Source organism: Streptomyces sp. SID5785 (genome assembly GCF_009870065.1).
Classification (GTDB): domain Bacteria; phylum Actinomycetota; class Actinomycetes; order Streptomycetales; family Streptomycetaceae; genus Streptomyces.
Window position 1 is genome coordinate 1 of the sequence record NZ_WWIA01001075.1, and the last position, 9,893, is coordinate 9,893.

The window sequence follows — 9,893 nt, forward strand, 5'->3', positions numbered from 1 at the left end:
GCGAACGCGTCCTTCAGCGGCTCCGGGGTGGCCTCCTGCGCGAAGGCCAGGCCTCCGTCGAGCCGGAACAGGGCGTCGTAGACCGCGGGCCGGTGCGCGGCGAAGGCGAGGTAGGCGCGGGCCAGGGCCGCGACGCGGGCGCGCGGCCCGGCCGCGGCGGCGGTCGCCGCCCGCACGGTGGCCGCCAGCTCGGCGGCCCCCTCGGTCGCGACGGCGCCGATGATCTCCCGTTTGCCGCGGAAATGGCTGTAGAGCACGGGCTGGCTGTACTCGATGCGCTCGGCGAGCCTGCGGGTCGTGACCGCGCCCCAGCCCTGCTGTTCGGCGAGTTCGCGCGCGGTCTCCACGATGAGCCGCTCCCGCACCGCCCGTTCGCGCTGCTTGCGTTCCTGTACCGACATACATGGATGCTAGCACCGCTAGACAAGCGAGCGGCAGTAGCGCTAGCGTTGCCTCATCAGCTAGCGGCACTAGCTCCTGGAGGGGCGTCATGTTCACCGCACTCGAAGTCGTCGCCACCGTGGTCGTCGGCGTGATGGTCGGGGTCGAGTTCTCCGTCCCCGCCTTCACCAACCCGATCTTCAACGCGCTCCCCGGCGACACCGGCCTGCTCGCCCGGGCCCACGGGGGCCGGCTGGGCGGCGCCGTGATGCCGTTCTGGTACTTCGGCTCGCTCGCCCTGGTCGCCGCCTGGGCCGTCGCGGGGTGGCCGCAGGGCGCCGCGCTCGTCGTCACCGCCGGTGCGCTGCTCGTCGTCAGCGTGCTCCTGTCGGTCCTGCTGCTCGTCCCGATCAACAACCGGGTCAAGGCCTGGACCCCGGAGAGCCGCCCCGCCGACTGGAAGGAGCAGTTGCGCCGCTGGGACCGCCTCCACTACGTGCGCGTCGCCGTCATCGTCGCGGCCTTCGTTCTTCTGGTCACCGCCCTCGCCTGAGCCCGGCGCACCTGTCCGTCAGTCCTTCCGTCCGCTGTCATCGAGGAGAAGAACCATGTCCCTGAGGATCATGTCCCTGAAGAGGGTCAACACCGTTCTGGTCGCCGCCTTCGTGCTCTTCATCCTGTGGTTCGGGACGGAGTTCGTCGTGAGCCCGGAGGTGGCGGCGGAGGGCTTCGGCCTGCCGCGTCCGCCCGCCGGTGACGGGGGCGGCTTCCTCGTCGTGAAGGGGATCCGCGACATCGTCCTGGCGCTGGTCCTGGCCGTCCTCCTCGTGACGGGGCATCGCCGGGCGCTGGGCTGGGTCCTGCTCGTGGAGGCCTTCGCCGCGTACGGCGACATGGCCACGGTGCTCGCCCATCACGGCTCCGTCCCGGTCGCGTTCCTCGTCCACGGCCTGACCGCGACGGCGATGGCCGCCACCGGACTCCTGGTCCTGCGCGAGACGCGCGAGGCGCGCGGAGCGCGCGGGGGTGCCGTCGCGCCGTCCCCCGCCCCGCGGACGCAGGCGGCGACCCCGGCCGCGTGATCCGCATCGGTCCCGGCTCTTGCGGACCGGCCGCCTCGTACGCTGAACTGACGGTTCGTCAGATATCAGGGGAGCGACATGGACGCGATAGGGCTCAGCGGCGCCGAGTGGCTCGCCGTGCTGCGCATCGGGCTCGGCCTGTGGTGGCTGGAGAGCTGGCGGCACAAGGACAAGAAGGGCTGGTTCGAGCGCGGGACCGGCATCGCGTGGGCCGCGGACGTCGCCGCGAAGCACCGGTGGGGCGCGGTCCGCAGCGGCTTCGACACCGTCGTGAAACCCCGGCCCAAGGCGATGGCGTACGTCGTCGTCTACGCGGAACTCGCCCTGGGGCTCGGCCTGGTGGCCGGATTCCTGACGCCGGTCGCGCTCGTCGGGGGCCTGCTGCTCAACCTGCTCTACCTCGTCCTCATGATCCACGACTGGGCCGAGCAGGGACAGAACGCGATGATGGCGCTCATCTCGCTCGTCGCCCTGTTCGCCATGTCCTGGCAGACCTGGTCCCTCGACCACGCGATCGGACTCTTCTGATGACCGCGCCCGGAGAGCTGCGCTTCGACCTGCCCGAGCCCGACGCCTTCACCCGGCCCTACTGGGACGCGGCGGCCGAGGGACGCCTGCTCGTGCGGCACTGCGCCGCCTGCGGCCGCGCCCATCACTACCCGCGCGAGTTCTGCCCGTACTGCTGGAGCGAGGACGGGAGTTGGCGGGAGGCGACCGGCCGGGCGGTGCTGTACACCTGGTCCGTCGTCCACCGCAACGACCTGCCGCCCTTCGGTGCGCGCACCCCGTACACCGCCGCCGTCGTCGACCTGGCGGAGGGGCCCCGGATGATGACCGAGGTCGTCGACTGCGCGGCGGCGGACCTCAGGCCCGGCATGGCGCTCGAGGTGGTGTTCCGGGACGGCGGGGGCGGCTTCACGGTGCCGGTGTTCCGGCCCGCCGGGGCACAGAAATCCCTCGCGGAGGCGGAGGGGTCCCGGCCATCATGGGGCGATGGACGCCGAGACCGGTGAGGCAGACGCGGGCGGCTGGTGGCTGACCCGCGACAGCGCGCAGTTCGTCGCGCGCGCGGGCGACTTCCTGCGCGCCGACCCCGCGCTGCACACCGTCGCCCTGGGCGTCATCGAGATGCTGCGGGCACCCGGCGCGCCGGACCGCGACGCGTCGTTCGGCGTGTGGACGGGGCCGGACGGCCGGGTCGACGGGTACTTCTTCCGCACCGCGCCCCAGCCGCACTACGCCGTGCTGCCCGGTCCCGCCGCGGCGGCGGCACTGCTCGACGTGCTCGGCGGCCGGCTGCCGGGCGGGGTGAGCGGCCCCGCGGGGACGACCGGCGACCTGGCCGCCGCCTGGCAGGAGCGGAACCCGGGCGGCCGGGCCGAGCGGATCATGGCCCAGCGGCTGTACCGGCTCGACGCGCTGACCCCGCCCGACCCGGCGCCGTCCGGGCGGCCGCGCCGGGCCGGTCCGGGGGACCGTGAGCTTCTCGTGGACTGGTTCGTCCGGTTCGCCGAGGACACCCGGCTCGAGGCCGGCGGGGTCAGCCGGGAGCAGGCCGAGCAGTGGGTCGACGGCCGGCTCGGCTACGGGGGCGTGCTGCTCTGGGAGGCCGAGGACGGCACCCCGCTCGCGATGGCGGGCGTCACCCGGCCCGCCGCGGGCAGCGTCCGGGTCGCGCCCGTCTACACGCCGCCCACGCTGCGCGGCCGCGGCTACGGGGGCGCGGTCACGGCCGAGATCAGCCGCGCCGCGCGCGAGGCGGGCACGCCCGAGGTCCTCCTGTTCACCGACCTCGCCAACCCGACGAGCAACGGCCTCTACCAGCGGCTCGGCTACCGCCCCCTGCGGGACTTCGCCGTCTGGGGACTCACGCCCCGCGCGGAGGACGTGCCGTAGGACACGGCGTCCGGGCTCAGGGCCACAGGAGCTCCTTGTGCCAGTGTCCGTCGCCCCGGCGGTACCTGAGCCGTACGTGCCGGCGGCGGGCGTCGCCCTGGAAGAACTCCACCTCGTCCGGGCGCAGCGCGTACACCGTCCACGAGGCGACGACCGTCTCCGGCTCGCGCTGCGCCCGCTCCCACGCGGCGGCGGACGCGCGGGCCAACTCGTCTTGGCTCGCCAGGACTTCGCTCTGGTGCCCGACCAGTGCCGAGGCGAGGGCCCCGGTGGACCGGGCGTGCAGATCGGCCTGCGCCGCCTCGGCCGCTCCGGTCGTGACGGTCCCGCGCACCCGCACCTGGCGGCCCTGCACGGACCAGTAGAACCCGAGCGCGGCATACGGGGTCCCGGCCAGCTGACGCCCCTTGGCGCTGCCCGCGTGCGAGGCGAAGTGCCACCCGCGCTCATCGGCCCCGTGGAGCATGACGACCCGCACGTCGGCGTGCCCGTCGGCGTCCGTGGTGGCCAGGGCGGGGGCGTGCGGCTCGCGCTGCCCGGCGGCGACCGCCTCGGCGAACCACTGCGTGAACAGGGGGAGCGGGTCCTGCGGGGTGCGGTCGGGGTCGAAGTCCGGCAGGTCGGTGTCCCACACGCGCAGGGTGCGCAGCAGGGCGTCGAGGTCGGGCGCGTCAGCTTCCATGCGGTCGATTGTCCTCAGGGTCCGGCGTCAGCTGCGCGGTGACCACGCCGTGCAGCAGTTCGGCGTCCACGAAGGCGCCCACGCGCGGCGGCCCGCACCGCCAGCTCAGCGGATACGTGTTCCCGGACGCGGCCGGGACGCCGACGTACTGGTCCCGGGCCACCGGCCCGAAACACGTCGCGCCGGGCGGCCAGTCGAAGTCCCTGCTCTCTCCCGGAGCCAGCAGGAAGTAGGTCCACCGGCCCCCGGCCACCTCGCGCACGACGGGCCCCGGGTCACCGTCGGTGAGAGTGACCAGATGGTGCAGCACGGCCTCGCCGCGGACGCCGCGCAGCCGGATGGCGTCGAAGTGCACGCCCGCGAGGCGCAGTTGGAGGCCGGTGCGGGGGACCCAGTCGGGGGTCGGTTCGCTCGTCATGACGCCCAGCGTCGGGGTGGTTGCGTAGGGTGACCAGTACTTCGGTGAGTACATCGCGGTGATGTGGAGTCTGTCGTGACCACTGTGGAACACCCTGAGCCGATCGGGACAACGGCCGTCTCCCCGGCGCGGCGGCATGTCGGTGCCCTGATCAAGAGCTTTCGGGCGCGGGCGGGTCTCACGCAGAAGGCCGTCGCCGACCGGCTGCTCGTGTCGGTGTCGACGCTGAGCGCGTACGAGTGCGGGGAGCGGATCCCGACGTCGGCGTTCCTCGCGGATGCCGACCGGCTCCTCGATGCGCGAGGAGCGCTGACGTCGTGCGTGCCGCTCATGGAGGAGGAGAGGTATCCCCCGACGTTCGTGGGATGGGTGAGGCTGGAGAAGAAGGCCGCTGTCATCAACGCGTACGAGGCGATGGTGTTTCCGGGCCTGCTCCAGACAGAGGAGTACATGCGGGGGCTGTACGAGTCCGCGGTGCCGCGCCTGCCCGAGGAGCAGATCGAGAAGGACGTGCAGGGCCGCTTGGAGCGGCAGGCCATCGTGCACCGCGTCCCGGTCCCGAACTTCGGGTACGTCATCGAGGAGGGAGTTCTCACGCGGCCCGTGGGCGGGGCCGGAGTGCTCAGAGCTCAACTCGTGCACGTGCTGGGGCTGATTCGGGCCACGGCCAACCTGATGGTGCAGGTCATGCCGACCTCCCGTCGAAGGCATGCGGGCCTGGCCGGCTCAATGCAGTTGCTCAGCACCCTGGAGGGGCGTAACTATGCCTACTCGGACGCGCAGGTCGCCGGTAGGTTGATCACGAAGCCCGAGGAGGTCAGCCAGTGCATGGACCGCTTCGGGATGCTGCGGGCTCAGGCCCTCGACCCCTGGGAATCCGCGGATCTCATCGAGAGGACGGCGGAACGGCTGTGAACACCGAACTGGCCTGGTTCAAAAGCAGCTACAGCAACAATCAGGGCGAGGCCTGCCTCGAAGTCGCCTACGCCTCGGGCACGTCGGGCCGCGACGGAGTCACGCGCGGCACCGGTGCGAGCGTCGCCCCCCGCACCGTCCACGTCCGCGACTCGAAGACCGCCCCGTCCGCGGGCCCGTCCTTCCGGGTCGGGGCCGAGGCGTGGACGTCGTTCACGAGGTTCGCGGCGCGGGGCTGACGTCGAGCGGGGGCGTGACGGCGCGCCCTCAGTCGCGCCCCAGCACCACCGTGCCCGCCGAGCAGAACCAGCCTCCCGTGCCGGACGCCACCGCCAGCCGGGGCGGTGTGCCGTCGGGGCGGTGCACCTGGTGGGCCCCCGCGTCTCCCCGCAGTTGCCGCACCGCCTCCACCAGGAGGAACAGGCCGCGCATCCCCGGGTGCTGCGCCGAGAGGCCGCCGCCGTCGGTGTTCACGGGGAGTTCGCCGTCGTGGCGCAGCCGGCCCTTCTCGACGAAGGCGCCGCCCTCGCCCTTGGCACAGAAGCCGAGGTCCTCCAGGGTCACGAGGGTCATGTACGTGAAGGCGTCGTAGATCTCGGCGATGTCGATGTCGGCGGGGGTGACCCCGGCCCGTTCGAAGGCGAGGCGGCCGCTGACGGCGGCGGGGGAGACGGTGAAGTCCTCCCACTCGGACATCGTGGTGTGCGAGACGTGCTCGCCGCTGCCCAGGACCCAGACGGGCGGCCGGGCGCAGTCGGTGAGCAGGTCCTCGGCCACCAGGAGGACGGCCGCGCCGCCGTCGGAGCGTATGCAGCAGTGCAGTTTGGTGAAGGGGTCGGCGATCATCGGCCCGGCCAGCACGTCGTCGACGGTGACCGGGTCGCGGAACATGGCGTCCGGGTTGCGGGACGCGTTCGCGCGGGCCTGCACGGCGACCTGGGCGAGCTGGTCGATCGTCGTGCCGTACTCGTGCATGTGGCGGCGGGCCGCCATCGCGTACTTGGCGATGAGCGAGTGCCCGTACGGCACCTCGAACTGGAGGGGGCCGCGCGCGCCGAACGAGAGGTTGGAGGTGCGGCGCTTCGCCTTGATGTCGGCCCGGGCCGTGGAGCCGTAGACGAGCAGGACGGCGCGGGCGTGCCCGGCGGCGATGGCGTCCGCCGCGTGCGCGGCCATGACCTCCCAGGTGGAGCCGCCCACGGAGGTGGAGTCGACCCAGCGGGGCCTGAGCCCGAGGTACTCGGCGACCTCGACGGGGGCGAGGGTGCCGAGCCCGGCGCTCGCGAAGCCGTCGACGACGCCGGGTCCGAGCCCCGCGTCGGCCAGGGCCCGGCGGGCGGCCTGGGCGTGCAGCGCGTACGCGGTGGCGTCGTCCACCCGCCCGCAGTCGGACAGGGCGACTCCGGCGACGGCGACCTTGCGCGGTGATCCAGTACCGGTCAGCATGAATCTGACGGTACATCAGATTGCGTGATCCGCCCCCTCGTCGGTCTGGGCATACCCGGCCCCGCGGCCTAACATGACGGCCCGTCAGAAAGGGGCTCGCATGGACGCCAGGTTCACCGAGGAACAGCAGCAGATCCGCCGTACCCTGCGCGACGTCGTCACCGCACGCTGCACCCCGGACGACGTCAGGGCCGCCACCCGCACCCCGGACGGGCACGACCTCACCCTGTGGGGCGCGCTCGGCAAGGAGCTCGGGCTGCCCGGCCTCGCGCTGCCCGAGCAGGCCCACGGCGTCGGTGCGACGGTCACCGAACTCGCCCTCGCCCAGGAGGAGCTGGGCCGTGCGCTCGCGCCGACCCCGCTGCTCGCCACCAGCGGTCTCGTCGCCCCGCTCGTCGCCTCGCTCGGCACCGACGAGCAGCGCGCCGACCTGCTGCCCCGCATCGCCGACGGCTCCCTGACCGCCGCACTCGCCGTCCCCGGCACCGGGCTCGCCACCGCGCTCGGCCTCGTCGCCGACAACGCGGGCGACTGGTCCGGCGGCGGCCGCGCGGGCGGCGTCCAGGCCACCCGGGGCGAGCACGGCTGGCGGCTGTACGGGCAGGCCGAGCAGGTGCTCGACGGGCACAGCGCCGGGCTGCTCCTCGTCGCCGCCCACACCGGCGGCTTCGCCCGCTCCCGCACCCTGCTCTTCCTGGTGCGCGCGGACGCGGCCGGACTCGCCCGCACCCGGCAGACCGCGCTGGACGAGACCCGGCCCCAGGCCCGGATCGAACTGCGCGACGTCGAGGCCGAGTTGCTCGGCACCGAGGACGCCGAGGTGGCCCCCACGCTCGACGCCACCGGGGACGGCGCCGCCACCCTGATCGCCGCCGAGGCCGTCGGCGCCGCCGACCGCGCGCTGGAGCGGACCGTCGCCTACGTCAAGGAGCGCGAGCAGTTCGGCCGGCCCGTCGGCTCCTTCCAGGCCGTCAAGCACCGCCTCGCCGACGTCTACGTCCAGGTGCAGGCTGCCCGCTCCGCCGCCTACTACGCCGCCTGGGCCGCGGGCGCCGGCACCGAGCGGGCCGGGGGCCTCGCCCTCGCGCAGGCCCTCGAAGCCCTGCGCACGTCCGCGGCCGAGGCCGTCCAGCTGCACGGCGGCATCGGCTTCACCTGGGAGCACGAGGCCCACCTCTACGTGAAGCGGGCCACCGGCGACGAGCTGCTCTTCGGGCCCGTGCACCTGCTGCGGGCCCGCGCCGCCGGGGCCGCCGGCCTGTTCGGGTCCGGCGCGCAGGTGAGCGTCTGATGCCCCCGCCCGCGGCCGTGCTCCGGCTCGTCCAGAAGGTCTCGTCGACCCGCGCCTTCGCCCGCGCGGCCCCGCACGTCGTCCCCGCGATGGACCGCGCCGTGCACCGGCTCACCCGTGGCCGGGTGCTGCTCAGCGCCCAGATGCTGCCCGGGGTGATCCTCACGGCCCGCGGCGCGCGCAGCGGCCTGAGCCGCCGCACCCCGCTGGCCTGCATGCCGGAGGAGGAGCGGGACGGCTGGCTGCTCGTCGGCTCGAACTTCGGGCGCCCCGGCCACCCCGCCTGGACCGCGAACCTGCTGGCCCACCCGGACGCCGAGATCAACTGGCACGGCACCGACGTCCCCGTCACAGCCCGGCTGCTCACCGGGGCCGAACGGGAGGCCGCGTGGACGGCGGCGCTGCGCTTCTGGCCGCCGTACGCGACGTACCAGCGGCGGGTGGAGCGGGAGATCAGGCTCTTCCGGCTGGAGCGCCGGGAGCGCGGCACGCCGCAGGAAGACGTGACATAGGGGGATTGCGGCCCCACTGCAACGGCGGCGGCCCACATGCCGGAGCACGTGAACCGCCGCCGTACGACAGGAACAGGAAGGAGCAGCAGGGGGCAGCAGGGGGCAGCAGGGGGCAGCAGGGAGCAGCAGGGAACGGCTACTTCGTCGGCTTCTTGCCCGTGACGCCGAGGTGGACCAACAGGGCGAGATTCGGCTTCAGTTCGGCCTGCTTCACGCCCCAGGACTGGAAGCCCTTCTGGTGCGAGGCGACCGCCGCGAGCATCGCGACCAGCGAGCCGGCCACCGCCGCGGGGCTGACGTCCTTGTCGACCCTGCCCTTGTCCTGGAGCTCCTTGACCGCGTCCGCCAGGGAGTTGTTCACCGAGTTCAGGATCTTCATGCGGAGCTTGTAGAAGCGCTTGTCGCCCTCGGCCGCACCGAGGTCGACGACGCGCAGGATCGCGTCGTTCCTGCGCCAGAACTCCAGGAAGCCGTCGACGAGTTCCTGTGCGGTCGCCCAGCCGGCCTTGCCGACCCAGGAGCGGTCGGCGACCAGTTCGGTCAACCCCGCGCCCTCGGTGGCCATTTGCTCGGCGATCTCCAGGACGGCGCCCTCGACGTCCGGGAAGTACTGGTAGAAGGTCGCGGGTGAGGTGCCCGCCTTGCGCGCGACATCAATGACTTTGACGTCCCGGTAGGGCGAGGAGCTGAGCATCTCGCCGAGGCAGTCGAGCAGCTTCTGGCGTGTCGCCTGACCGCGCCGTCCGGCCACACGGCCGTCGACGGTCCGTACTTGTCCTGTCATGCCGTCAGCTTACCGAGGGGTGATCGGAGCGCGATCTGGCCGACTGCAAATGGGGTTGGGAAGCATCGCCCCGGTCAAATGACGCGCCGGGAGCGGCCGGAATTGGCCATACGTTCGAATATGAGGGCCGGGTCCGGTGCCCCCGTGGTTAGCGTGACGCCGTGACGACCCTGGACCCCGACTATCCCGAGGGCGCCCCCTGCTGGGCCGAGGCGGCGCTGCCCGACGTCGAGGCGGGCAAGCGCTTCTACGGCGATCTCTTCGGCTGGACCTTCGACGAGGGCGCCGGCGCCGAGCGCGGCTTCTACACCGCCGCCTACAGTGCGGACCGCAGCGCCGCCGCCCTCCGCCCGGCCGTGGCGGGACCCGGCGGCACCGCCGTCGCCGGATGGCGGGTGCACCTCGCGGTGCGGGACGCGTACGACGCCGCCGAGCGGGTGACGGCGGCCGGCGGCCGGATCGCCGCAGGACCGCTGCCCGGCGGGA

15 protein-coding genes are annotated in these 9,893 nt (G+C 73.4%); 10 read left to right on the forward strand and 5 right to left on the reverse strand.

Features of this window, described 5'->3' with window-relative positions:
- On the reverse strand, window positions 1-401 hold a 401-nt coding region (locus GTW43_RS34830), incomplete at its 3' end, for a TetR/AcrR family transcriptional regulator (RefSeq protein ID WP_161305971.1).
- 89 nt (window positions 402-490) lie between these two features.
- Here GTW43_RS34830 and GTW43_RS34835 point away from each other — a divergent pair.
- From GTW43_RS34835 to GTW43_RS34855, 5 genes are all read left to right on the forward strand, one after another.
- Entirely contained in the window at window positions 491-934 is a 444-nt protein-coding gene (locus GTW43_RS34835; RefSeq protein ID WP_161305972.1) for a DUF1772 domain-containing protein, read from the forward strand.
- Between the two features lie 70 nt (window positions 935-1,004).
- Complete coding sequence (locus GTW43_RS34840) at window positions 1,005-1,463, forward strand: DUF4267 domain-containing protein (RefSeq protein WP_161305983.1); 459 nt, start codon at window positions 1,005-1,007, stop codon at window positions 1,461-1,463.
- A gap of 78 nt (window positions 1,464-1,541) precedes the next feature.
- Window positions 1,542-1,991, forward strand: a complete 450-nt coding sequence (locus GTW43_RS34845; RefSeq protein WP_161305973.1) for a DoxX family protein — start codon at window positions 1,542-1,544, stop codon at window positions 1,989-1,991.
- Complete coding sequence (locus GTW43_RS34850) at window positions 1,991-2,476, forward strand: Zn-ribbon domain-containing OB-fold protein (protein ID WP_161305974.1); 486 nt, start codon at window positions 1,991-1,993, stop codon at window positions 2,474-2,476. The genes GTW43_RS34845 and GTW43_RS34850 overlap by 1 nt, the downstream gene beginning before the upstream one ends.
- Entirely contained in the window at window positions 2,457-3,359 is a 903-nt protein-coding gene (locus tag GTW43_RS34855) for a GNAT family N-acetyltransferase (protein ID WP_161305975.1), read from the forward strand. The genes GTW43_RS34850 and GTW43_RS34855 overlap by 20 nt, the downstream gene beginning before the upstream one ends.
- A gap of 16 nt (window positions 3,360-3,375) precedes the next feature.
- Here the strand turns inward: GTW43_RS34855 and GTW43_RS34860 are convergent, their stop codons facing one another.
- Complete coding sequence (locus tag GTW43_RS34860) at window positions 3,376-4,041, reverse strand: pyridoxal 5'-phosphate synthase (protein WP_161305976.1); 666 nt, start codon at window positions 4,039-4,041, stop codon at window positions 3,376-3,378.
- Window positions 4,031-4,459, reverse strand: a complete 429-nt coding sequence (locus GTW43_RS34865; RefSeq protein WP_161305977.1) for a hypothetical protein — start codon at window positions 4,457-4,459, stop codon at window positions 4,031-4,033. The genes GTW43_RS34860 and GTW43_RS34865 overlap by 11 nt, the downstream gene beginning before the upstream one ends.
- A 75-nt stretch (window positions 4,460-4,534) precedes the next feature.
- Here GTW43_RS34865 and GTW43_RS34870 point away from each other — a divergent pair, with 75 nt between their 5' ends.
- Both GTW43_RS34870 and GTW43_RS34875 read left to right on the forward strand, forming a co-directional pair.
- Window positions 4,535-5,374 (forward strand): helix-turn-helix transcriptional regulator, encoded by an 840-nt coding sequence (locus GTW43_RS34870; protein ID WP_343246210.1) that lies wholly within the window; start codon window positions 4,535-4,537, stop codon window positions 5,372-5,374.
- Window positions 5,371-5,613 carry a DUF397 domain-containing protein gene (locus tag GTW43_RS34875; RefSeq protein ID WP_161305978.1) on the forward strand — a complete coding sequence of 81 codons (243 nt, stop codon included), beginning with the start codon at window positions 5,371-5,373 and terminating at the stop codon, window positions 5,611-5,613. The genes GTW43_RS34870 and GTW43_RS34875 overlap by 4 nt, the downstream gene beginning before the upstream one ends.
- A 28-nt stretch (window positions 5,614-5,641) precedes the next feature.
- On the opposite strand, the gene GTW43_RS34880 is transcribed toward GTW43_RS34875, so the two are convergent.
- The gene (locus tag GTW43_RS34880) at window positions 5,642-6,820 is read right to left on the reverse strand and encodes an acetyl-CoA acetyltransferase (protein WP_161305979.1); all 1,179 of its coding nucleotides are present in this window, start codon (window positions 6,818-6,820) and stop codon (window positions 5,642-5,644) included.
- A 100-nt stretch (window positions 6,821-6,920) separates the two neighbouring features.
- Here GTW43_RS34880 and GTW43_RS34885 point away from each other — a divergent pair, with 100 nt between their 5' ends.
- Entirely contained in the window at window positions 6,921-8,111 is a 1,191-nt protein-coding gene (locus tag GTW43_RS34885; protein WP_161305980.1) for an acyl-CoA dehydrogenase family protein, read from the forward strand.
- Window positions 8,111-8,623, forward strand: a complete 513-nt coding sequence (locus GTW43_RS34890; protein ID WP_161305981.1) for a nitroreductase family deazaflavin-dependent oxidoreductase — start codon at window positions 8,111-8,113, stop codon at window positions 8,621-8,623. The genes GTW43_RS34885 and GTW43_RS34890 overlap by 1 nt, the downstream gene beginning before the upstream one ends.
- A gap of 136 nt (window positions 8,624-8,759) precedes the next feature.
- On the opposite strand, the gene GTW43_RS34895 is transcribed toward GTW43_RS34890, so the two are convergent.
- On the reverse strand, window positions 8,760-9,407 hold the full coding sequence (locus GTW43_RS34895; RefSeq protein ID WP_161305982.1) for a TetR family transcriptional regulator: 648 nt from the start codon (window positions 9,405-9,407) through the stop codon (window positions 8,760-8,762).
- Window positions 9,408-9,568: 161 nt separating this feature from the next.
- Here GTW43_RS34895 and GTW43_RS34900 point away from each other — a divergent pair.
- The coding region (locus GTW43_RS34900; RefSeq protein WP_343246211.1) for a VOC family protein at window positions 9,569-9,893 on the forward strand (325 nt) is incomplete at its 3' end.